The 20837-nt window shown below is 68.8% G+C and carries 21 protein-coding genes and 2 pseudogenes; 10 read left to right on the top strand and 13 right to left on the bottom strand.

Annotated elements, in window-relative coordinates:
* The first annotated feature begins 40 nt into the window (after positions 1 to 40).
* Positions 41 to 544 (top strand): SRPBCC family protein, encoded by a 504-nt coding sequence (locus FREUN1FDRAFT_RS17930; RefSeq protein WP_006541541.1) that lies wholly within the window; start codon positions 41 to 43, stop codon positions 542 to 544.
* Positions 545 to 647: 103 nt separating this feature from the next.
* Here the strand turns inward: FREUN1FDRAFT_RS17930 and FREUN1FDRAFT_RS17925 are convergent, their stop codons facing one another.
* Positions 648 to 1310, bottom strand: a complete 663-nt coding sequence (locus tag FREUN1FDRAFT_RS17925) for a hypothetical protein (protein ID WP_035952108.1) — start codon at positions 1308 to 1310, stop codon at positions 648 to 650.
* A gap of 244 nt (positions 1311 to 1554) precedes the next feature.
* Here FREUN1FDRAFT_RS17925 and FREUN1FDRAFT_RS17920 point away from each other — a divergent pair, with 244 nt between their 5' ends.
* Positions 1555 to 1959, top strand: coding sequence for a YchJ family protein (locus tag FREUN1FDRAFT_RS17920; protein WP_035952085.1), 405 nt, complete (start codon positions 1555 to 1557; stop codon positions 1957 to 1959).
* Positions 1960 to 2101: 142 nt separating this feature from the next.
* On the opposite strand, the gene FREUN1FDRAFT_RS17915 is transcribed toward FREUN1FDRAFT_RS17920, so the two are convergent.
* Positions 2102 to 2644, bottom strand: a complete 543-nt coding sequence (locus FREUN1FDRAFT_RS17915) for a hypothetical protein (protein ID WP_006541538.1) — start codon at positions 2642 to 2644, stop codon at positions 2102 to 2104.
* A 53-nt stretch (positions 2645 to 2697) separates the two neighbouring features.
* Here FREUN1FDRAFT_RS17915 and FREUN1FDRAFT_RS47425 point away from each other — a divergent pair.
* Positions 2698 to 2952, top strand: a pseudogene (locus tag FREUN1FDRAFT_RS47425) (helix-turn-helix domain-containing protein); the annotation flags it as partial.
* A 451-nt stretch (positions 2953 to 3403) separates the two neighbouring features.
* Here FREUN1FDRAFT_RS47425 and FREUN1FDRAFT_RS17905 read toward each other — a convergent pair.
* Positions 3404 to 4057 (bottom strand): PASTA domain-containing protein, encoded by a 654-nt coding sequence (locus FREUN1FDRAFT_RS17905; RefSeq protein WP_035952083.1) that lies wholly within the window; start codon positions 4055 to 4057, stop codon positions 3404 to 3406.
* A 277-nt stretch (positions 4058 to 4334) separates the two neighbouring features.
* Between FREUN1FDRAFT_RS17905 and FREUN1FDRAFT_RS43960 the strand changes: the two genes are divergently transcribed.
* Entirely contained in the window at positions 4335 to 4478 is a 144-nt protein-coding gene (locus FREUN1FDRAFT_RS43960; RefSeq protein WP_157474941.1) for a hypothetical protein, read from the top strand.
* Between the two features lie 114 nt (positions 4479 to 4592).
* Here the strand turns inward: FREUN1FDRAFT_RS43960 and FREUN1FDRAFT_RS17900 are convergent, their stop codons facing one another.
* On the bottom strand, positions 4593 to 5510 hold the full coding sequence (locus tag FREUN1FDRAFT_RS17900) for a hypothetical protein (protein ID WP_006541535.1): 918 nt from the start codon (positions 5508 to 5510) through the stop codon (positions 4593 to 4595).
* A gap of 229 nt (positions 5511 to 5739) precedes the next feature.
* Here FREUN1FDRAFT_RS17900 and FREUN1FDRAFT_RS17895 point away from each other — a divergent pair, with 229 nt between their 5' ends.
* Entirely contained in the window at positions 5740 to 6342 is a 603-nt protein-coding gene (locus FREUN1FDRAFT_RS17895; protein ID WP_006541534.1) for a TetR/AcrR family transcriptional regulator, read from the top strand.
* 293 nt (positions 6343 to 6635) lie between these two features.
* On the opposite strand, the gene FREUN1FDRAFT_RS17890 is transcribed toward FREUN1FDRAFT_RS17895, so the two are convergent.
* Together FREUN1FDRAFT_RS17890 and FREUN1FDRAFT_RS17885 are read right to left on the bottom strand one after the other, a co-directional pair.
* The gene (locus FREUN1FDRAFT_RS17890; RefSeq protein ID WP_006541533.1) at positions 6636 to 7544 is read right to left on the bottom strand and encodes an NAD(P)-dependent oxidoreductase; all 909 of its coding nucleotides are present in this window, start codon (positions 7542 to 7544) and stop codon (positions 6636 to 6638) included.
* Positions 7541 to 8410, bottom strand: a complete 870-nt coding sequence (locus FREUN1FDRAFT_RS17885) for an NAD(P)-dependent oxidoreductase (protein WP_006541532.1) — start codon at positions 8408 to 8410, stop codon at positions 7541 to 7543. Before FREUN1FDRAFT_RS17885 ends, FREUN1FDRAFT_RS17890 begins: the two co-directional genes overlap by 4 nt.
* A gap of 144 nt (positions 8411 to 8554) precedes the next feature.
* Here FREUN1FDRAFT_RS17885 and FREUN1FDRAFT_RS17880 point away from each other — a divergent pair, with 144 nt between their 5' ends.
* The 4 genes and pseudogenes from FREUN1FDRAFT_RS17880 to FREUN1FDRAFT_RS17865 form a co-directional block, all read left to right on the top strand.
* Positions 8555 to 8914, top strand: a complete 360-nt coding sequence (locus tag FREUN1FDRAFT_RS17880; protein WP_006541531.1) for a helix-turn-helix domain-containing protein — start codon at positions 8555 to 8557, stop codon at positions 8912 to 8914.
* Between the two features lie 702 nt (positions 8915 to 9616).
* A complete protein-coding gene (locus tag FREUN1FDRAFT_RS17875; RefSeq protein ID WP_157474938.1) occupies positions 9617 to 10012 on the top strand; it encodes a type II toxin-antitoxin system RelE/ParE family toxin in 396 nt (131 codons plus the stop codon).
* Positions 10009 to 10323, top strand: coding sequence for a transcriptional regulator (locus FREUN1FDRAFT_RS17870; RefSeq protein ID WP_006541529.1), 315 nt, complete (start codon positions 10009 to 10011; stop codon positions 10321 to 10323). Before FREUN1FDRAFT_RS17875 ends, FREUN1FDRAFT_RS17870 begins: the two co-directional genes overlap by 4 nt.
* 102 nt (positions 10324 to 10425) lie before the next feature.
* Positions 10426 to 11223, top strand: a pseudogene (locus FREUN1FDRAFT_RS17865) (phosphotransferase); the annotation flags it as partial.
* Between the two features lie 206 nt (positions 11224 to 11429).
* Here the strand turns inward: FREUN1FDRAFT_RS17865 and FREUN1FDRAFT_RS17860 are convergent.
* From FREUN1FDRAFT_RS17860 to FREUN1FDRAFT_RS17835, 6 genes are all read right to left on the bottom strand, one after another.
* The gene (locus FREUN1FDRAFT_RS17860; protein WP_006541527.1) at positions 11430 to 11867 is read right to left on the bottom strand and encodes a hypothetical protein; all 438 of its coding nucleotides are present in this window, start codon (positions 11865 to 11867) and stop codon (positions 11430 to 11432) included.
* Between the two features lie 125 nt (positions 11868 to 11992).
* On the bottom strand, positions 11993 to 12487 hold the full coding sequence (locus FREUN1FDRAFT_RS17855) for a TadE/TadG family type IV pilus assembly protein (protein ID WP_006541526.1): 495 nt from the start codon (positions 12485 to 12487) through the stop codon (positions 11993 to 11995).
* Between the two features lie 21 nt (positions 12488 to 12508).
* Positions 12509 to 12712, bottom strand: coding sequence for a hypothetical protein (locus FREUN1FDRAFT_RS17850; RefSeq protein ID WP_035952092.1), 204 nt, complete (start codon positions 12710 to 12712; stop codon positions 12509 to 12511).
* 199 nt (positions 12713 to 12911) lie between these two features.
* On the bottom strand, positions 12912 to 14015 hold the full coding sequence (locus FREUN1FDRAFT_RS17845) for a type II secretion system F family protein (protein ID WP_006541524.1): 1104 nt from the start codon (positions 14013 to 14015) through the stop codon (positions 12912 to 12914).
* Positions 14012 to 14872: a type II secretion system F family protein gene (locus FREUN1FDRAFT_RS17840; protein WP_006541523.1), complete on the bottom strand. Its 861-nt coding sequence runs from the start codon at positions 14870 to 14872 to the stop codon at positions 14012 to 14014. Before FREUN1FDRAFT_RS17840 ends, FREUN1FDRAFT_RS17845 begins: the two co-directional genes overlap by 4 nt.
* On the bottom strand, positions 14872 to 16191 hold the full coding sequence (locus tag FREUN1FDRAFT_RS17835; protein WP_050795911.1) for a CpaF family protein: 1320 nt from the start codon (positions 16189 to 16191) through the stop codon (positions 14872 to 14874). Before FREUN1FDRAFT_RS17835 ends, FREUN1FDRAFT_RS17840 begins: the two co-directional genes overlap by 1 nt.
* A 723-nt stretch (positions 16192 to 16914) precedes the next feature.
* On the opposite strand from FREUN1FDRAFT_RS17835, the gene FREUN1FDRAFT_RS17830 reads away from it, so the two are divergent.
* The gene (locus FREUN1FDRAFT_RS17830) at positions 16915 to 18789 is read left to right on the top strand and encodes a PAS domain-containing protein (protein ID WP_006541521.1); all 1875 of its coding nucleotides are present in this window, start codon (positions 16915 to 16917) and stop codon (positions 18787 to 18789) included.
* Between the two features lie 76 nt (positions 18790 to 18865).
* On the opposite strand, the gene FREUN1FDRAFT_RS17825 is transcribed toward FREUN1FDRAFT_RS17830, so the two are convergent.
* Positions 18866 to 20530 (bottom strand): hypothetical protein, encoded by a 1665-nt coding sequence (locus FREUN1FDRAFT_RS17825; protein WP_006541520.1) that lies wholly within the window; start codon positions 20528 to 20530, stop codon positions 18866 to 18868.
* Between the last annotated feature and the right edge of the window lie 307 nt (positions 20531 to 20837).

The raw sequence follows: 20837 nt of genomic DNA, 5'->3' as shown, positions 1-20837 counted from the left end.
GGAAGACGTGACCACGGAAAACGGGACAGGACAGTGGAACATGGTGGAGGAAAGGCCTGTGAGTGATACCAGGTTCGAGGTGCGACGGCATATCGCGGCGCCTCCCGAGAAAATTTTCGAGGTTCTCCGCGACCCGCGGGGTCATGTGGCGATCGACAGTTCCGGAATGCTCCAGTGGAGCGACGGAAAGCCGGCGACAGGCGTCGGCGACGAGTTCGTCGTGCACATGGACCGTGAGTCCCTCAACGACTACCCGCTCGGAAGGTACGAGGTCACCGTCGTCATCACGCGGTTCGTCGCCGACGAGCTGATCGAGTGGACCATCCGGGGGGTGATGCTCGATCCTCCACCGCGCCACCTGTATGGATACCGTCTCGAACGAAACGACGCCGGCACCATGGTCACCTCGTACTACGACTGGAGTGAGATCGACGAGGCGTACCGCACAAGAGGCGCCTTCCCCGTCATCCCCGAGGCAGCCCTTCGCGCCACACTCGGCATCCTCGCCCGCACCGTGGAACAGCCAGGACAGGCAGCCAGCTAGAAACAGAGCCGATCCTGCCGAACCGCCGCGACGCCGTCAGCCCGCCTGGTGCACAGGCGGGCCGACGATCGCAGCGTGCCGCCTCACCCACGGCGAGGAAGGATCACCCGGCGGGTTCTGTCGCCTCCGCGGCGCTGAGGCGCCCGGCGATCTCGTCGGGCTGCCAGACGCCGTGGGCGCCGGGCAGCCCGGCCAGGTAGGCGGCGATCCGCGCCGGCGGCCAGCCGTGGGACTCACGCAACCCGGCCGCCAGCATGTCCAGATAGGCCCCGGAAGGAGCGGTGGGAGCGACATCGGCCAGCGCCCACGGGGCGGTGAACGTGAGCAACGGCACCGGGCCCCAGTACCCGACGAGCAGCACCGTCTCGTACCGGCCGGGCCCGAGAACGGCCCGGCCGGCGCCGGGCCGAGCGGTCAGAGCGGTCAGGTCGAGGTCGCCGCCGGGTTCCCGGTGCATCTCCTGCGCCGCGACGTCGACGAACTGCTGACGGCTGAGCAGATACGCGCGGGCCGCGGCCAGCCCGGGCGCCGCCGGGTCGTAGAACGCCATGCCACCACCCCAGACCTTCGATTCCAGGGCGAAGTACACCGATCCCGGCAGCAGGAGCGGCGCGGCGGCACGCGGCGGACGGCGGTCACGGCAACCGGGGTAGGCGTGGGTCGTGCCCGGCATCGCCCCACCCGCCAGGTAGTAGGCCAGCCGCGACGACCGCAGGTTCGACCCGTAGCTCACATACCAGACCAGCGGCGTTCCCGGCCGATCCATCGCCTCCTCGTCCACCGCCTCCTCGGTCTCCGGGTCCACCGCCACCTTGGTCTCCTCGTCCACCACGCGCCGCCGGCCGACGTCCACGCGCGTCCCGTCCCGGACCGTTGGCGGTGTCATCCCCCGCCGCACCCCCGGATCATGGTCCCTACGGGAGACCGCGCCGCCGCGATACCGTGTCGGGCATCAGCGCAGCCAACGCCAACCGCGCCCGGGGGTCCACCGCGATGCCACGCCGCACCGTATGAGCGTCGGCGACCAGTGCCCATGCGGCTCCCGCCGAGGGTATGCGCGGTGCTGCGAGCCCTTCCATCTCGGGACCCCGGCGCCGACCGCCGAAGCGCTCATGCGGTCCCGCTACAGCGCCTTCGCGCGCGGTCTCGCGCCGTACCTGCTGCGTACCTGGCATCCGTCGACACGCCCAGATCGCCTCGACCTGGACGCCGGTCTGACCTGGCGCGCTCTGCAGATCGTCGACACCGTGAACGGCGGCCCCGGCGACGACACCGGTGTCGTGGAATTCCGCGCGATCGCGCGCACGGCGGACGGCGAGCGGCACGTGCAGCACGAACGCAGCACGTTCACGCAGATCGACGGCCAATGGCTCTATGTGGATGCCGGCACGGGACCGCTGCTCCGCGACCGATGATCCGGCCGCCGTCTCCGTCCAGCTCAGGGACGGCCTACGGCCGATTCCAGTCCGTTGAACTGCAACCGCATGCCCGCCCCATCATCCCAAGGGCCTCCGGAGGCAATCGATCCCGAGCAGGCAGAGAAGGAGGGCGGTCGCGTCACCCCCGGTCGCCGGGCCGATTCAGCCAGACGTCGAGGACCTGGGCTGCGGTGCTCGCGATCGTCTGGCCGGTGGTGTCGATGACCGTTGTGCCTGGCGGATCGTTCTGGTCGATCATTTCAAGCTGCCGGATCGTTCGGGCGAGCTGCGCCTGCGCACCGGATCCGATCTCTCGGCGGTGAATCCGGCTGGCGAGCGTCGGAAGGTCGGCGGTCAGGCGGACGACGGTGATGTCCGCACCGGGCACCGTGTCCGCAATCCAGGCCGTGTCCTCAGTGAGGGCGGCGAAGACACCGGTTAGCAGAAGCCGTGTGTGGCCGAGGGCTGCGAAGGTGGTCCAGATCGCGGCGAGGTTGCGTCGGGACAGCTCACTGGCGGGCAGTCCGGGAGGCGGCCAGGGGTGGACTCGGTCAAGCTCATCAGAGTCGATCACCGCGTGTGCCACGTTGAGGGCACTCAGCCGATGGGCGACCTCGTATGCGGTTGAGGATTTACCGACGCCTGCTGCGCCGCAGATCAGCAGGATGTGGGTGGCGGACATGCGCTGGATTCTCGGCGTGCTGTGGAGGCGGTCGCTATTCAGTTTCCACGCCCGCGCTTGCGGCCGAGCGCGGGCGCACCGAGGCCTGGTTCAGCGCGTTCCATCTGGCCGAGGAACGCAAGCGGCTGGGGTTGACCCAGCGTGAGGTGGCCGAGCTGATGGACGTCTCTCCGGGCCGGGTGAGCCAGATCGAGAACGGCGACCTCGACGCGAACGAGGTCGCGACGTTGAGCCGGTACGCCCGGGCACTCGGTGTCCGCCTGCGGATCATCTTCGACTACGGAAACGATCTCCGCCAGATCGCCTGACCGTCCGCGGCTCGGCTGAACATCGCGATGGCCACGCCTGGCCGGCGAGGGTGGCCAAGCGAGCTGACACAACCACCGTGATCACATTCCACGAGAAGCCCGTCGGACGCCGTAAAATCGCGCGATCAGACGTAACCCGCGAACTCCAGAAAGCATTGGCGCTACTGGGCTTCTCGCCTATCCGCACGGAAAGCATCCACCACCACGGTGAACTGGCCGTTCATTTGACGTTATCCGCTGCGCTCACCTGCGAAAAGCCTGATCCGGCGCGAACGAAAGCGCGTCAGTTCACCGTGGTGTTGTCGATCTTCCGTCGGAGTCTTCCTCCCATCCGGATGGTAGGGCTCCTGGGATGGAGCCCACCCCCGGCCCCGGACGCCCACCCGGCCGCACCAACCGGCGACAGGCAATCATCCGACCAGTCGGGAAGACCACGGGCAGGTCAGCAAGCTCAGAGGCAGGTGTGTGTGAGCTCCAGCGAGGAACCGATGGGGACGACGCTGCCGCCGGCCTGGCTCTGGGTCATCACATAGCCATATCCATTGGCGCACTCCGTCAACATGACGGCGACGATGCCCGCCTCATCGAGCGTGCTCCTGGCTTCGTCCACCGGCATCCCGAGGACATCTGGAACCACGACCATGCCCGGCGGCACTGGCTGGCCGTCGAGGCACTCGGCGGTGACGATGACGCCCTGGACCTGTGGGTACACGGTTCCAGGAGCGACCTGCTGTTCGATCACCTTGCCGTAGCGTAGGCAGTCCTCCGGGCGCAGCCACATGGTGAGGCTGGCGGCGGCGAAGGACTGGATGGCGTCGTCCTTCGACATGCCCACGATGTTCGGCACTTCGCTGCAGGCGATGGCCACGCCCAGCATGATCTGCGTATCCGCGTCGACCACGCTGCCCGCAACCGGGCTCTGGGTGATGATCGTGCCGAGTGTGAGGTCCTCGTTCGGCCGGCATGTCTCCTGCGACATGGAGTTCGCGAACCCGGCCGCGGTGAGCACGCTGGCGGTCTCGTACGGCCGGCGGCCGAGGAGGTTGGGTACGACTGCTTCGCCTGGTCCGGGTGACGGCGCGACTGTCGGAGACGGGGACTCCACGGGTGGGGACGACGGCTCCGGCGAGGGAGATCCCGTCGGGCTGGTCGTCGGGGCTGGAGACGTCGTCTGCACGGGTCCCCCCGGACCTCCCGCACCCGGGACGGGGATGGGGATGGGTTTGCACGCGGTGCCGACCAATGCGGTTACCGCGAACAACAGGTACGGGAGCAGACGGCGCACGAAATCCTCCGGCAAGCGCAGATACGACGGAGGCCACGTTAGATCCAAGCGTTGCCGAGGAAACGATCAGTATACAAATTTGTGCGAATGGTGGCCGTTGCGGGATGCGAACGGCGCGCAGCACAAGATTCCGACGATCTGCGCCTCCGCCGCGATGGACGACAGCCGAGACCGTGGACGACCCGGCGACGGTGCGAAGGTCACCGCCGAGTTCGACGACTCGAGCTACATCGTCGCCTGACCGCCACCCGCCCGACGGGGCCGGCTCCGCGGTCGGCCGCGGAGCCCGCGGCAGGCCCGTTTTTTGGCAGCACCGATCATGCTCGTAGATCCGCAAGAATACGGAGCTCAGTTCTCAGGGGTCGATCGCAACCCGCTCCAGGCGCGCGAGCCCGCCGGTTTCAAGGGCGACATGGACAATGCCGTCCCCGGTGACGGCAAGGCCGTGCGGTTCGCTGGACGGCGTCGGCAGATCGTATTCGTCGATCTTTCCGTCCGGGGCGATGTGCCCGATCCGGCCCGCAGCCCATGTAGTGAACCAGCAGCCGCCGACGGTCGGGTCGGCGATGATCGCGTGAGGCCGAGCGTCCCGGTCGGGAAGAGGAAACTCCTCAATCCTTCCATCGGGACTGATTCGGCCGATTTGGCCGGCGGCGATCTCGACGAACCAGATTGCGCCGTCGGTGTCGCGGCAGATCCCGACCGGGGCGGCGCCCGGGGTGGGCAACGGGTGAAGCGTGATCAGCCCGGCAGGGGTGATGCGGCCGATCGCGTTCCCCTGGTTGAGGGTGAACCAGACGGCCTGATCGGCTCCGGCGATGATCGCCGCAGGAAGGGCCTGGCTCACGGAGAGCGGGTACTCGGTAATCGCGCCGTCCGTGGTGATGCGTCCGATCTTGTCACTGTTCATCTCGGTGAACCAGAGGGCGCCGTCCGAGCCGGTTGTGATGCCGAAGGGCCCGCTGTCCGGGGTTGGGACAGGGAAGGATGTGGTCTCGCCGTCGAGGGCAATCCTTCCGATCCGGTGGTCACGGTTGCGGGTGAACCACATAGCGCCGTCCGGACCCTCGGTGATGATCGACGGCCCACAGGAGGCCGGGGCGAGCTGGTAGGAGTCAAGATGGCCGTCTCGGACCAGCCGCACGATCTGCCCGGCGTGGACCATCGTGACCCAGAGCGCCCCGTCGGGTCCGGCACTCAGGTCGTAGGGGCCAGCGTCAGGCCCAGCTATCCGCGTCTCGTGAATCACGGCGCTTCCATAGTTGGGAATCACGGGTCTCCTGGCGGAACAAGCATCGTCACCGAGGGCGAGGTTGCCGACTCGCCAGCCGGCACGGACCAATCCGACCGGATCATCGGCAGCTCTCCTATCACGACGACTGTAGCGTTAGGATCGTGTCACAGCTGCTCCCGTCAGGCAAGGGACTTTCGCGATGCTCCAACCCCACCCGGGCACCGCGCCGGACGGCACTCAACCACCGCCCAGCCCCTCAGGCGTTCGCATGCGTCCCGGTGGTCGCAGCGCCCGCATCCGGGCACTGGTTCTCGCGGCTGTGCGCGCCGACCTGGTTGAACACGGCTACGACAGCCTCACCATCGACACCATCGCTGACCGGTCCGGGGTGCACCGCACCACCGTCTACCGGCGATGGCGCGACGTCGGTGGCCTGCTCGCCGACGTCCTCACCGAAGCCACCGCCGACATCTGGCAGCCGCCGGATACCGGCACCCTGGAAGGCGACCTATCCGCGATCAACCGTGAGATCTATACCGCTCTCACCGCGGACCCGCCGATAACGACCGCGCTCATCGCCGCTTCCTTCCGCTCGCCGGACGCAGCTCGTGCCCTACAGGCCTTCTGGAGCGACCGCTACGCCCGCTGCCGACCGGTCGTCGATCACGCTGTCGCCCGCGCTGAGATCCCTGCGGATACCGATCCACACCGGCTACTGATAGCCGCCACCGCCCCGCTTTACCACCAGCTGGTCCTTCTCCGTGCACCGGCCAGCCCGGAACTCCCCGACCAGGCGGCCCACGACGCGGCGGTAGCAGCGACAGCCGGCGCCTTCACGTCCAGCAGCACCTCCCCTAGGCGCTCCGCTTAAACACTTCGGCTCATCAGACTAGAAAGACCCTGGTCAGGCACTTGACCGGTCAGCGCGATAGGCATCGATGACCACGGTGAGCTGGCCGTTCAATCCATGTTCTCCGCCGTGCTGAGCTGTGAAGAGAAACTTTGGACGTGAACGGAACCGCGCCAGTTCACCGTGGTGTTGTCGAGCCTCTGCCGATCTCTTCTTCCGAGCCTCGGAGTGGCAGGTCGACTCTGAACGCGGTCGTTCCCAGTTCGGAGTCGACCTGCTCGGTGAGGCACAGGGTCGTTGGTTCTGATCGTTGTTCAGCCGCCGGATTTGATGATCTCGTAGAGAACGGTCCAGTTCTCGGTTCCGCGGCCCGCGACGACAGCCTGGTCGTAGTGCGCCCTGACGGCTTCGGGAAGACGGATGTCTATACCAGCCCGCTCGCTTGTCCAGACGATGTGGTTCGCCGTGGCGCCCATCATCCGCGCGGTGCTGAGGTCGCCGGGGTGTTCGCCGGTCTCCAGGCGCCGGGCGAGGTCCTGTCCGTCCCCAATCATCATTGGGATACCGGTGAGGGTGTTCAACGCGCCGGGCAGAAAATCGGCGGCCGGGACACCGGCAGAGGTGACGAGCGCTGTGGCGTGGAGGAGGCTTGACAGGGCGGTGAGGAAGACGTCGAGGTGCGCCTGGTAGAAGAGCTGGGCCAGGCCCGGGTCCTCCCCGAGGTACCTGGGCTCACCGAGCTGTCTGAGCGTCGGTTCGTGTACGTCGAACACAGCGCGCGGTCCGCTGTAGAACACGTATGCCCCTGAGCCTCCCACGGCGGGAGCGGGCACCATCACGCCTCCGGTCACGAAGCTCGCCCCGTGTCCGGCCGCCCATTCCGACGCGCCCCGAGATGCGTCCGGAGTGTCCGAACTGAGATTGACCAGGACCTTACCGGCAAGAACACCGGAAGATCGTGCACCCTCCGCGACCGGGCCGAGGATGTCGTACATCGCCTGGTAGTCGGTGAGACTGAGAATGATCAGTTTGCTGGCGGTCACCGCGGCTGTCGGGGTGGGCGCGAGCGTGGCGCCGCCAGCGACGAGGTGGTCGGCGCGCTTCTCGGTACGGTTCCACACCGTCACCGGATGGCCGGACCGCAGCAGCGACGCGACCATCGCTCGGCCCATGGGGCCAAGGCCGATGACCGTCACAGGTGACAGGCTGCGCTGGCTGCTCATCGGGCCTTCCTGAGCTCTTCGAAGATGCGGGCGGTGCCCTGCCTGCCGTACCCGGCGGCGAGCTGCCGGCGAACAAGGTCGTGGACGGGCCGCAGCACCTCGACGTTGACGCCCTGGTCGAGGCTGGCCGTTACCAGCGAGTCCAGCGCGGTTTCGGTGAACTCAAGGCTCTGCTGGCCCGCCCCGGCGTAGTCCCCGGCGTCTACCACGGCCGCGAGACCGGCAAGCTGCCCGGTCATGGCGGTGAGGAACGGCACCTGCTGTCGGGCGAATTCGGTTGCCGACACGCCTTCGGAGCCGACCATCGCCGCGCCGTGCAGGAAGCCGGCGAACATCGTGTACATCCCGACGAGCATCGCCATGTCGCGGAGCGAGGCCATGCCGGGGTCGGCCCCGAAGTATTCGCTTCGCCCCCACAGATCGAGCAGTTCCCGGTTCTCCTCGAAGGCGGCCTCGGGGCCGCTGTAGAGAATCGCCGCACCCGGACGGCCGATCATTCTGGGTACGGCCATGATCGCGCCGTCCAGGTAGGTGATGTTGTGCTCCGTCGCCCAGGCCGCCAGGCCGCGGGCCTGATTCGGTGTCGTCGTTGTCAGATTGACCAGAGTGCGTTTGGCGAGGCTGGCGGCAACCGGATCGATCACGGCGCGCACCGACTGATGGTCGAGCAGGCACACGAGGATCACGCCGTCGCCGGCGATGGCCTCCTCCACGGTCTCGGCGATGGTGGCGCCACGCCTGCCGAGGAACCCTGCTCTGCCCGGGGTGCGGTTCCACACCACGGCTGGTCGGCCGGCGTCGAGGGCTGCGGCGGCGAGCGCGCTGCCCATCGCTCCCAAGCCCAGGAAGGTCGTGCTGGTAGTCATCGGATCGTTCCCCGCTCCGCTCGGTGGTCTGACTGGCGCGCCGTCTCGACCCTCCGCCCGAGCCTTCCCTTCCGGCAAGTACCTACAATTTTGTTCAATACTCACCTGAAAGTAAGTGTCCAGCCGAGAAGAGGTGGAGGTCTGATGACGACGAGCGCGAGGCGCGGCCCCTACGTCTGCGGCATCGATGCCGGTATGGACGTGGTGTCGGGAAAATGGAAGTCGCTGATCCTCTGGGAGCTGAACAACCACGGAACCCGGCGGTTCGGAGAGCTGCGGCGCGGCCTCCCCGGCGTCAGCGAGAAGATGCTCATCCAGCACCTGCGCGAGATGGAGGAGGACGGCCTGGTGCACCGCGAGGTGTATCGCGAGGTCCCGCCCCGGGTCGAGTACTCCCTCACCGAGCACGGCACCTCGCTCAACGAGGCCCTCCGCCCTCTGGGGGAGTGGGGGAAGCGACGACGCGAACGCCTCGTCACCGAGGACGCGCTCGAAACCGCGTAACCGCCGTGCCCCGCCAGAGGCCCGGTCAGACTCACACTGAGCGCATCCCCCGGTGCCCGTGCGGATCGGCGCCGACGTGAATTCGGCTGCACAGGGTCTCGACAGAGATCGGGCGTTGATGGCGCTGCCAGTGGAGCACATTCTCGGCACGTTCCCAGTGGAGCAAGCCCTGCTTGCGTGCCTCTCGCGCAGTTCGATACGACTCGGTATCCGCCGGTTTCCGCCGTTCAAGCCGTTGCCGGTACCGCAGCGTCAGCTCTCTTCTCCGGAAACCAGCCAGGAAATCCCCTACCGGGCACCTGACCGGTCAGCCCGGTAAGCATCGATGACCACGGTGAACTGGCCATTCTTTCCGGGTTAGCGCTGTGCTCACCTGCAAAGACCCTGATCCCGCGTGAGCGAAAGCGCGCCAGTTCACCGTGATGCAAAAGATCTTCTTTCGGCACGGCCTCGCCCGTCGAGATCAGCGCCCGATCGGCCATGCGCGGCACCGACGGGCATCACTCCGCAGCGCGCCCGCGAGCCTCGCCAGACCCTCGACCCGGCTGTCCGCGACATCCGCGGTAGAGATTTCGTCCACTGGTGTCCGCCTGCACCCATGGCCGCCCGTCGGCTCGATTGTCCACTCGACCGCCAGCGCAGCCCTCCGCGGAACCTTCCGTCTACATGGAGTTGATGTATAGGCCAAGCTATAGTCGATCCGTGTCGACGGAGCCGCCCCAACGATGGAGGATCAAGGTCACGTCCGAGGTGCGGGAGTGGTTATACGTACTCCGCCAGTCGGACCCGGCCACCTACCGATCGGTCAACATCGCGATCGACATGCTCGCAGAGATCGGCCCCGGACTTGGACGTCCCCTCGTCGACACCCTGCAAGGATCGACGATCAAGAACCTCAAAGAGCTGCGGCCGAGATCGGGCCGGGACGTCGCAATCCGTGTGATCTTCGTCTTCGACCCGTGGTCACAAGCAGTGCTGCTGGTCGCCGGCAACAAGGCCGGCGACTGGGCGCGGTGGTACAGGACAGCGATCCCCATGGCAGAGACTGCCTACGGCGATTGGCTGGCCTTCGAGAGGAAACGGCGGGAGAGCTCATGACCGAGTTCCACGACTGGGACGACATCCGCGCCGAACAGCACGACGGCGACGACGAGGCGCTCGCAGCCGAGCGCGGGCGCACCGAGGCCTGGATCAGCGCGTTCCACCTGGCCGAGGAACGCAAGCGGCTTGGACTGACCCAGCGCGAGGTGGCCGAGCTGATGGGTGTCTCCCCGGGCCGGGTGAGCCAGATCGAGAACGGCGACCTCGACGCGAACGAGGTCGCGACGCTGAGCCGGTACGCCCGGGCACTCGGCGCCCGCCTCCGGATCATCTTCGACTACGGAAACGATCTCCGCCAGATCGCCTGACTATCCGCTGCTCGGCACCTCATCGCGATGACCACGCTCGGCCGGCGAAGCACTGGTACTACGGGGTTTCCCGCCTATCCAAGCCATATGGGAAGGCAGGTCATGGGCGTGGTACACAGGGCCGTCACACGAGATCATCTGGAAGGCATCGCGCATACAGCCCTGGGCACCGAACATCGTCTCGTAGGCATCTCGCGGCTCCGAGGTGGAAGCAAGAAGGGGGTGTACCGCCTCACCTTCGACGATGACACCACCGTGATCGTCTACAGCTGGGACGATGCCGAGAACTACTGGGTCACCCCACCTGCCGACCACACGGACCCCTTCGCACCCGCCTGCGGCATCGAACTCTTCGAGGCCTCCGCGATGCAGCGACACCAATGTCCACACTTCGGCAAGGTCGCCCTGATCGAAAAGGGCAGCTCCTCCGAGGGCAGCACCTGCGAGCAGGTCGTCCTGGGCCGCGCGCTCGACGACCTCACCGAGGCCGCCTCTCGCGACCCGCGGATCACACGTTTCCACGAACATCTGGAGACAGTGGTTCGCACGCTGGCCGCGGCGGTGCGCCCACGCTCACAGTACGGGCTCATCCACGGCGAGCTCGGGCCGGACCACGTGCTGGTGGACCAGCACGGGCAGCCGGTCCTCATCGATATCGAGGGACTGATGTTCTTCGACGTCGAGTGGGAGCACGCGCTCCTGCACCTGCGCTTCGGTGAGCATTACCGGTGGCTGGGCCAAAGCGACCTCGACGAGCAGCGTCTGACGTTCCACACACTGGCGATGCGCCTGTCTCTCGTCGCCGGGCCCTTGCGGCTCCTCGACGGCGACTTCCCCGACCGCGCCCTCATGAGAAGGATCGCCGAGCGCAACCTCCAAGAGGCGCTCGCTTTCCTGCCGATCACCGGCCGCCGACCCCTTGGACTCGATCTTAGAAACGATCAGCCAGGCTCATGCTGCGGGCGCCTCGCGGGCACGCTCGTCCGCCAGCACGGAACCGTGGCGATGGCCGGCGGCCAGCACCGCTGGCCGAGTCAGCACCAGTTATCGCTCCTCCAAGCGCTATGCCACGGGACTTCACATCATCGACCCAGCAAACTCGCAGGTCAGGCGCTTGATCGGTCGGCCCGGTAGGCGTCGACGACCACGGTGAACTGGCCGTTGACGGTGACGTCGGCGAGACCGCCGGCGATGGCACCGACGCCGGGCAGGGGGACGAGGGCGCGCACGCAGATGACAAAGCGAGCGCCCGGTTCCAGGGTGGCGGCGCCGTCGCCCGGGTTGCCCGCGCCGCAGTCGGCTCCTTGCGGGGCGAACCTGATCTCCGGTGCGGTGTGGATGCCCTGGTCGGTGAAGGCGAGCTGGGCCGCGAGTCGGGCGCGTTCGAGGCCGGCTGTCTCATTGGGGGCGGTGGCGTAGGCGCGGCCTGCCTCGCGGGCAGCCTGAGTCACCCCGAACGCGGCGCGTTGGACGGCGAAGACGGCCAGGAACAGGTAGACGAAGGGAATCAGCAGCACCAGGGACAGCCCGATGAACTCGATCATCGCCGAGCCGCGGTCCGCCTCGACCGGGCGCCGCCACCGCGGCAGGCGCCACCGCGACAGGTGCGGACGTCCGCCAGCACGGCGGCTGCGGACTCGTCCAGAGCGCCGGCTGCGGATCGAGGGCCTCAAGGGGTCTCCTTCAGCGCGTGGCCGGTCACAGTCACGGTCACGCCGTCACCGAGCGGGACGAGGCTGAGTGGCACGACCACCGTGCAGGTGACCCGCACCAGCGGAATGTCACCCGGCCCGTCCTCCTCCTGGCCGGTGCAGACGGCGTCGGAGCGGCCGGGCAGCGACTCGGCGATGAGTCGTTGCGCGTAGCTGCCGCCCTCGATCGCCGGCACGTCGAGGTTCGCGGCGTGCCGGGCGCCTTCCGCCGCGTCCGCCGCGAGGGTGTTGCGCACGTGCAGGACGAGCCCGACCTGGATGACGCCCAGGATGAGGATCAGCAGCAGCGTCCCGACCAGGACGAACTCGACGATCGCCGAACCGCCGTCCGCAGGCCTGGTCTGGCCGGCAGGGCCGGCAGGGCCAGCGGGGCCGGCGGGGCCGGCGGTATGGATGTCATCCGGCTGTGGGCTCCTGGCGCCAGGCAGGAGCCTCCGGATTCGCCCGGGCACGGCCGGTGCGAGGGCGGTCGATCAGTTCCCGCCGATGCCGGTCACCTGTTCGATGGCCGAAGTGAAGAGGGTCTGCAGGGCCGGCGTCGCCAGGGTGGCGATGGCGACGACCAGCGCGGCAGTCATCACCGTGACCATCACCCAGCCGGGCACGTCGCCGCGGTCGGCACCGGCCGCCGCCAGCCGGGCGCGCCGCGACTCCCAGTGAGCCGCCGCTCGCGACACGGCGGCACCGACTCGCTGGCGCGCCGTACGGCCAGCGAGGCAGGCCGTGTCGCCGTCCGTGTCGCCGTCCGTGTTGCCTGCTGTGCGGTCGACTTCGTCGCCGGTGTTGCCTCTGATCCTTCTCATGTCCCCTCCCAGGATCCGATCAATCGGTGCCATCGGTTCGGCACCGCCCGGTGCCGGATGGCACCGGGAAACGTCACTGCGCGATCACCGTGAAGCTGACGAGCGCCGGGTAGAACGCGAAGATCACCGTGGTCGGGAGGATCAGGAAGACGACCGGGATCATCATCGCGATCTCCTTGCGCCCGCCGGCTTCCAGCAGCTGGCGCTTGCCCGCCTCACGGACGTCCACTGCCTGTGCCCGCAGGACGTCCGCCAGCGGTGTGCCGCGCTCGATCGCCACCGCCATGCCGTCGACGAACCTGGTGAGCGGCGGCAGCGAGGTGCGGGCGGCGATGCCTTCGAGGGCCTGGACGAGGGTGGCGCCGGCACGGGCGTCGGCGAGGGCGAGCCGCAGTTCGGTGCCGAGCTCGCCGCGGGTGAGGCGGCTGACCCGTTCCAGCGCGCCGATCGCGGACTCCCCGGCTGTGACGGCGAGCGCCAGCAGCTCGGCGACGGTGGGGAACTCCATGAGCATCCGGTCCTCGCGCTCCCGGATCGCGCGGGTGAGCCACCAGTCCCTGGCCAGGATGCCGCCGGCCGTTCCGGCGACGACGAGCGCGACACCGACGAGCGCGGGTGGGCCGATGCCGAGCAGGGTGCGCAGCGCCAGCACCGAGGCCCCGAGCAGAGCACCGACCACCGCGGTGATCACCTGCTGGACCCGGAACTCCTCGATGGTGGTCCGGCCACCGGCCTGGACGAGTCGGCGGGTGAGCGCGGTCCGGCCGCCGAGGAAGCGGTCGAGGCGCCCGGCGGCGTCCGCGATGAACGGGCGTAGCAGCGCCTCCACCGTGCCCAGCCCGACCAGGATCCGCGTCTCGGCACCGGCCGCGCGCCGGCCGTGCGCTCCGCGCCGGGAACCCGCGGCGAACCGCGCGCCTGACCCGGCTGAGGCCGACCCCGGCCCCGAGGCGGTGGCGGAGGAGGTCGAGGTGGAGTCGGTGGCCCGGCGACCGGCGGCCGCGCCGGCCTCGGGTGCGTCCGAGAGCAGCCTGGACGGGGACGGTGTGTCCCGCAGGTAGGGATCCATCCGGTCGGCGAGGCGCACCTTGCGGGCGGGCGGTGATCGGAAGATCACGATGACCAGGCCGACGCCGAAGAGGAGCCCCACCAACGCGCCTGTCGCCGCAGTGCTCATGGCCGAAGCACCCGTTCCTCCTCGGGCAGCCGCCCGATCCGCTTCATGATCAGATAGGCCAGGACGGACACGCCGGCACCACCGGCGAGCACGGCCACCCCGGTCGGGCTGTCGTAGGCCCGCACGTTCTCGCCGCGGCTGGCGAGCAGCAGCAGGACGATCCAGGGGGCCGCCATCGCGAGCCGGGCGGCGTTGACCGTCCAGGTCTGGCGGGTCTCCAGCTCCGCGCGGGTGCGGGCGTCCTCGCGCAGGAAGGTCGACAGGGTGCGCAGCAGGCGGCCCAGGTCGGTGCCGCCGACCTCACGGGCCATCCGCAACGACTCGATGATGCGGTCCGCGACAGGGTCGGCCAGCTCGTCGGCGAGCCGGTCGAGGCAGGTCGAGAAGGAACCGGTCGCCCGATAGTCCTCGCCGAAGCGGGTGAAGGCGGGGCGCAGCGCCACCGGGCCGCGCACGCCCACCGCCGCGAGCGCTTCTGGCAGCGACAGACCGGCCCGCACGGCACTGGCGAGGTTGTCGACGACGTCCGGCCACACCTCACGCAGGTCGTGCATGCGGCCCCGGCGGCGGCGCAGCACAAGCTGACGGGGCAGCAGCGAGGCGAACACCCCGAACGCGCCGGCAAGGGAGAACGTCCCGGAGAAGGCCAGTACGACCAGGCCGACGACCAGCCCCAGCGCGGCGCTGATCAGGACGAACTGCTGGGGGCTCACACCGCGGATGCCCGCCTGGACGAGCGTCTCGCGCAGGTTGCGGGACCAGGTGGGCTCGGCTCGCTGCTCCCTGGCACGGGGACGCCCGCTCATCACGATCAGGAACAGGCCTAGGCCGAAGAGCAGGCCGATGAACATGCCCATCAGCGCTCAACCGCGATCTGCGGGTGGTGCGGGTAGGGATTCTGCTGGTACGGGTGCTGCTGGTTCTGGTGTGGGTGCGGGTAGCCGCGCTCGTGGCCGGGTGCGGCGAGCAGCGCGGCCAGGTCGTAGCCGGCGCGCAGGAACCGCTCGGGGTGGGGCGGGTAACCGTCAGCCCGCAGCAGCATCGAGCCGTGGGTCTGGAAGATCTGGGCGACCTCGACGATGTCGCCCTCGGCCCGGCCCGGCAGCGCGACGATCTCGGTGACCCGGCGACGTCCGTCCGCCTCCTTGGCCAGGTGGACGACGATGTCGACGCTGGAGGCGACGGTGGGCACCACGAAGGCGTGCGTGACGTTCTCCCCGGCCAGCAGCGGGAGGGTACAAAGCTTGGTCACGGCCTCGCGGGCCGAGTTGGCGTGCAGGCTGCACATGCCGGGCAGCCCGGAGTTGAGCGCGATGAGCAGGTCGAGGGCCTCTTCCTGACGCACCTCGCCGACGAGGATCCGGTCGGGGCGCATCCGCAGCGCCTCCTTGATGAGCCGCCGCAGGCGGATCTCACCGGTGCCCTCCAGGTTCGCCTGCCGGGTCTGCATGGCGACCCAGTCGGGCGCGCGCAGTCGCAGCTCGAAGACCTCCTCGACGCTGATCACCCGCTCGCGGGCGGGGATCGCGGAGCCCAGGCAGTTGAGCAGCGTCGTTTTCCCGGCCTGGGTGCCGCCGGCGACGATGACGTTCAGCCCGGAGATCACCGCCGCTTCCAGAAACAGCGCCGCGTGCGGCGTGATCGTCCCGAGCGCGACGAGCTCGTCCAGGCCGGACGCGGACAGGACGAACTTGCGGATGTTGACGGACCAGTGCACCCGGGTGACGTCCGGGATGACCACATGCAGGCGGGATCCGTCGGGAAGCATCGCGTCGACAAACGGGGTGGACAGGTCGACCCGGCGCCCGGATGACTTCAACATGCGTTCCACCAGGTCCTGGACCTGGTCATGGGTGAGAATCACGGTGGTCAGCTCGCTGCGGCCGTGCCGGGCGACAAACACCCGGCCGGGCTCGTTGATCCAGATCTCCTCCACCGTCGGATCGTCGAGATGCCGCTGCAGCGGGCCGAAACCGGCGACGGCGTCATAGACCGAACGGGCGGTGGCATCCCGGTCCACCACCGGAGGAAGGTCACTGGTGAGAGCACGCTCTTCGTAGTCGGCGACAACGTCGTCGACGAGCTGGCGAATGTGCGCGGGTTCCCGGACCGGGTCGAGTGATCGACGACGTATCAGTTCACGGACCTCTCCTTCCACGTGAGAGGTCGCATCCATCCAGTTCCCGCGTACCGCCGCCACGGAGAATCGCCGCTCCTCGCCGCCATCGACGCAACCTGCCGCACACACTTCGAAAGACCTGCCACGAAGCGTAGAAAGTCGGTCACTCCCTATCAACCCTTCCAAGCAGGTACTCAAGCAACAACGTTCGCACAACCTCCGGCGCCCCTTGGCGCCGGGTCGACCACCAGCGGCCACCCACCGCGCGCGATCCGACCAGATCCCACCTTGCCGATTACTTTCCGTAACCACCATCCCAACCTGGCAACGATCTCCATGTGCACGTTTGCCCGAGTTGTGGTGCCGCACCCGCACGGTCGGACGGGTTTGCCATCCGCCCCGGCAACGGGTCGACAGATCGGCACCGAAACGCCGGCCGTATACGCCGGGATCAAGGCGCTGGAGCGGTAATCTGCCGGCGGCCAGAAAGCCAGCACGCCCACACACCGGAGTACCGAAACTCGCCACTCCACCGAACTGGAACGCCGCGCCACCGCACTCGAAACCGACAACGCACGGTCCGCGCCGACCGGCGGTACTTCCCCCACACCGCCCCGCACGTCGCCGACCGCCGCCGAAGCCTGCCTCGGGGGTCATTCACGTGCCCGGTCAGCCATTGACCCGTACCACCGAACGCCCACCGGGCACGGCTGCCCCAGCGTCGCCGCGGAAAGCGGCAGCGTTCGGAGCACGCCGACCGACACTCACCCGGGGACAGTGATGAACACCTACCACGGTGCCGAGCCGTCCGATGTGTTCGCGACCGCATGGGATGTATTCCGACGAATTGTCGACAACTGTCCGGTCGGTGTGTTCACCGCCGACGTCTCAGGTCGGCATGTTTTCGTGAACCGACACTGGTCCGTGCTGACCGGAGTCCCTCGCGACAAGGCGGTGGGGCGCGGCTGGGAACGCGCCGTGCATCCCGAGGATGTACGCACCGTGACCAGACAGTGGCGCCTCCTGGTAACCGAGGGTGACGAGCTCTCAATCCCGGTCCGGCTGCTTGCGCCGGACGGGACGGCGCGGCCGGCGATCCTGCGCGCGGCCGCGGTCGTGGGCGAGAACGGACATCGCCGTTTTGCCGGCACGCTGACCGCGGTACCGGACCGCGGCGAGGCGGATGCCGAGCTACCGGACCCGAACCCAGGGGCAAGGCCCGGCCAGAGGCTCGGGTTCGACCTCGAGCTGGGCAACCTCGAGCTGGGCGATCTGGACCTGGGCGATCTGGAGCTGGGCAGCCTCGACCCTTCGCTGTGGTCCGCCGAGTTGCTGGGCCCAGACGCCGCCGAGCCGGCAGTCGACCAGCCTGCGGGCGGCCGTGGCAGCACCCAGATCGAGTGGCCCGGCGAGACCACGGCCGATGATCGAGCGGTCGCCGCGTCCGAGCCCACGGACGATGACCACGCTGCCGACGGCGGTGGCGGACCAGACGACCTGCCGTTGGACACCGTCGAGCTGCTCCGGGAGGAACTCGACCGGTTCGATCTGGCCACCGACGACCTTTGGCTCCTCCCCGGCGACGCCGAGGAGCCGGCGGGTCCGGGCTGGACGGTTCCGCCTCCTCGGCGGCCCTCCGCGGGCGAGGTCGATCCGCCAGCCGTCGAGCCCGCGGAGCACCCAGGCCGGCCCTTCAGCGAGCGGCCATTCGCCGAGCGGTCCTTCACCGAGACGCCGTTCGACGAAGCCGGAGCTGAGGAGGTTCCGTTCAACGACATCCCGTTCGGTGAGACTCACGTCGAGCAGGCTTCCCTCGGTGATCATCCCGGGACGGAGCCGCTTGCCGGCCCGACCCGGGCGCGTGCCACGGGACGAACCGCACCGGGTCCGGAATCGGCCGGCGACGGCACCGGAAACTTTTCTGCCGGTACGGGCGGGCTTCGTCCACCGGCGCCTGGGCCCGGTGCAGGACCGCTGCGCGGCGGCGCGCTCCCTCCGGGCGCGGAATGGCGGGCGGCGGTCACCCCACACGGCGATCTGGGAAGTGCGCATCACCGCACCAGCCGCTCCGGGCCGGTGGGCGGTTCGTACCCGCTGGCCTCAGGGCCGACCGGCCCCTTCGGACCGCGCCGTGGGTCGTCACTGTCCTTCGGCGGCCCGACGGCTCCGGGACCGGCGAGCGGCTCCGGGCACGGCAGCTGCGACTGCGCGTTCGCCGAAATACGTCGTCTCTCGGATGCATGCCATGAACGCGAACGCTGGCTGACCGCGCTGATGGCCGAGCTGCCGTCAGCGGTGCTGGTCGCCGATGCGGACGCCAGGGTCGTCGCTGTGAACCAGACCTACTGCGATCTGTTCGAACTCGCGGAGTCTCCGGTCGATCTGGTGGGCACGGACTGTCGCGCGCAGCTCCGCCCGCTGCCCGGCCTGGTCGAGGATCCGGCGGGCTTCGCGAGCCGGCTGGACACCCTGCTGCGGCGCCGACGGACCATGCGGCGCGAGACAGTGATGTTCGCGGACGGAAGGGTCTTCGAACGCAGTCACATTCCGCTCGCGGGACCCAACGGCTACCACGGCCATGTGTGGATCTACGCCGACGTGACCGATCGACGCATCGTCGAGGCGGAGATCGAGGGCCTCATCTCCGGTCTTTGACGGCTCCGACCTTCGACAGCTCGGTCTGCGACGTAGCCGACCTGCGACAGGCCTGCGGCTCGCGACGGCGGCACCGTCAGGCGAGACCGCTGTGGTGCCGAGCCTGAAGATCACGGGCCTGGCCGACCCAGTCGTCGGAGATGATCCGGCCGCCGAAACCATCCAGCATCTTCGCGAGCCGGTCGACTTCGGTGTCGCCCATCTCTGCAAGCTGGCGGAAGGTGGTGATCCCCAGTACCCGCAGCCGGGACTCGACCACCGGCCCGACTCCGACGATCTCCTTCAGATTGTCGGATGACGGGACGGGTTCGGCGGGCCCGCCCCAGGACGGCACGACGGCCACGGACACAGGCATTCCATCAGCTGAATCTGATCTGTCGGCATCCATGCTCGCTCGATCATGGTGCTCGTTCATCGCAGCGGACGTGGCTGCCCCGACAAGCGCCGCACCGATCAGCTCCAGATCCTCCTCACGGGAGCCTGCGATGGCGCACAGCAGCGGGCCGGCGTCGAAGGCCCCGGCGTTCGACGGCACGTCGTCCGACGGCGCTTCGTCTGTGGACAACACGTCATCGAACGGCAGGTCGTGGGCCTGCTCGCCCTGGGGCCACCCGCCCGGGGACGAGTTCTGCTGCTCGTGGCCTTCGTCGCCCTCGATCGGACCAGCCGCCGGCACCGGCTGGGCGGAACTCGCCGGCCCGGCGCTGGGCTGCGGATCGACGGCCAGGGGGAGCTCCTCCTGATAGCCGGCGAACTCGTCGGCCGGCGGCAGCGCCATCGATACCCGCGCCTCCTCCGCCTCCGCGATACGAGCGAGCAGCTTGATCCGTTCAGCCGCCCATTCCGCCTGGTGGCGGTCCAGGCGTGTGCTCATCGTGGCCACCTTCCGCTGGGCGTCCTCCGCCTCGGTGCGGACCATGGCAAGCCTCGAGGAGAACTTGGCCGCACGCGCCTCGGCCTCCTGGAGCTGCTCACGCAGCTCGGCCGTCTCGCGGGCCAGATCCGCGACGGAATCGAACCCGGACTCGGCTTCGACCGGATCAGCCGAACGCGCAGGAATGCCAGGAACCGTCAGAACTGCCGGTGACACGGGCTGGACGACTGTTGGCGCACTCGCCGCGTCGACGTCGACGTCGACGGGTGCCGCCCGCAGAGCTGACTCGATCTCGCCGATGCGGGCCCGCGCATCGGCGACCTGCTGCTCGGCGACCGCAACCCGCCGCTCGGATTCGACGGCCTGACGCTCGGCCGCGCCCAGCCGGGTGACCAGCTCCGCCTTCTCCGCGGACCACCTCTCCTCCTGCTCCCGCAGGCGGCCGAGAAGTGCCTCGATGTCTCCGGCGGCGCCCCTGGGCTCCACCGCCCGGGCCGCCACCTCAGTCTCCTGGGGCACGACCGTGTCACGCTCCGGGACCGCGCCAGGCTCGCCAGACGTTACAGACACGCCAGACGTACCCGGCCGGGCAACGCTCGGACTGCTCGGACGCGCCGGCTGCTCGTGATCCTGGGAGTCGGCTGCGCCCTCTGCCGCGACCACGCGCTCGCCCACGGCCGGCGGATGCTTCGCGGCCGTCGTGCCCTGGGCGGAGACCGAGCCCGCCTCCGGACCGCCGGTGGCCGACAGCACCGCGAGGCGCGCCTGCCGCCGCAGCGGCGCGACGAGGAAGAGCCAGGCCAGACCCGCGCCGATCAGCATCGCCACGAGGACGAAGACCAGAATCTGCCCGGCGAGATAGAGCACGGTTCACCAGCCTCCTACGTCACGCCACAGATTTACCGAGGCCAAGGAACACACGATGGAGAACCGACGACAACCCCCGCGAAGCCGTGGAGCACGCCGCGAGCCAGCCACAGCCGGACCCGTCGGCACACCCACACAAGGTGAGCCATGAGGGAGCAACCAGTTCCGCAACAACACTATTCGGAGCATCGACCGATGCCCGCCGCGGGGCGTCAAAAGCAACGTCGAGACGACACGACCGTTACATCGCGCGGCACCGAAGATCACCTGGCGACGTCGAGAAGCTACATCCGCCGGACATGGTCAA

The organism is Parafrankia sp. EUN1f (genome assembly GCF_000177675.1).
GTDB lineage: Bacteria > Actinomycetota > Actinomycetes > Frankiales > Frankiaceae > Parafrankia.
The sequence above is the reverse complement of the archived record's forward strand: the minus strand, read 5'-3'. Positions and strand labels throughout refer to the sequence as shown.

Coding starts and splice junctions, on each gene's coding strand:
- FREUN1FDRAFT_RS17930 (WP_006541541.1), top strand. CDS start 41: ATGGTGGAGGAAAGGCCTGTGAGTGATACCAGGTTCGAGGTGCGACGG.
- FREUN1FDRAFT_RS17925 (WP_035952108.1), bottom strand. CDS start 1,310: ATGGATCGGCCGGGAACGCCGCTGGTCTGGTATGTGAGCTACGGGTCG.
- FREUN1FDRAFT_RS17920 (WP_035952085.1), top strand. CDS start 1,555: ATGAGCGTCGGCGACCAGTGCCCATGCGGCTCCCGCCGAGGGTATGCG.
- FREUN1FDRAFT_RS17915 (WP_006541538.1), bottom strand. CDS start 2,644: ATGTCCGCCACCCACATCCTGCTGATCTGCGGCGCAGCAGGCGTCGGT.
- FREUN1FDRAFT_RS17895 (WP_006541534.1), top strand. CDS start 5,740: ATGCGTCCCGGTGGTCGCAGCGCCCGCATCCGGGCACTGGTTCTCGCG.
- FREUN1FDRAFT_RS17890 (WP_006541533.1), bottom strand. CDS start 7,544: ATGAGCAGCCAGCGCAGCCTGTCACCTGTGACGGTCATCGGCCTTGGC.
- FREUN1FDRAFT_RS17885 (WP_006541532.1), bottom strand. CDS start 8,410: ATGACTACCAGCACGACCTTCCTGGGCTTGGGAGCGATGGGCAGCGCG.
- FREUN1FDRAFT_RS17880 (WP_006541531.1), top strand. CDS start 8,555: ATGACGACGAGCGCGAGGCGCGGCCCCTACGTCTGCGGCATCGATGCC.
- FREUN1FDRAFT_RS17870 (WP_006541529.1), top strand. CDS start 10,009: ATGACCGAGTTCCACGACTGGGACGACATCCGCGCCGAACAGCACGAC.
- FREUN1FDRAFT_RS17860 (WP_006541527.1), bottom strand. CDS start 11,867: ATGATCGAGTTCATCGGGCTGTCCCTGGTGCTGCTGATTCCCTTCGTC.
- FREUN1FDRAFT_RS17845 (WP_006541524.1), bottom strand. CDS start 14,015: ATGAGCACTGCGGCGACAGGCGCGTTGGTGGGGCTCCTCTTCGGCGTC.
- FREUN1FDRAFT_RS17840 (WP_006541523.1), bottom strand. CDS start 14,872: ATGGGCATGTTCATCGGCCTGCTCTTCGGCCTAGGCCTGTTCCTGATC.
- FREUN1FDRAFT_RS17835 (WP_050795911.1), bottom strand. CDS start 16,191: ATGGATGCGACCTCTCACGTGGAAGGAGAGGTCCGTGAACTGATACGT.
- FREUN1FDRAFT_RS17830 (WP_006541521.1), top strand. CDS start 16,915: ATGAACACCTACCACGGTGCCGAGCCGTCCGATGTGTTCGCGACCGCA.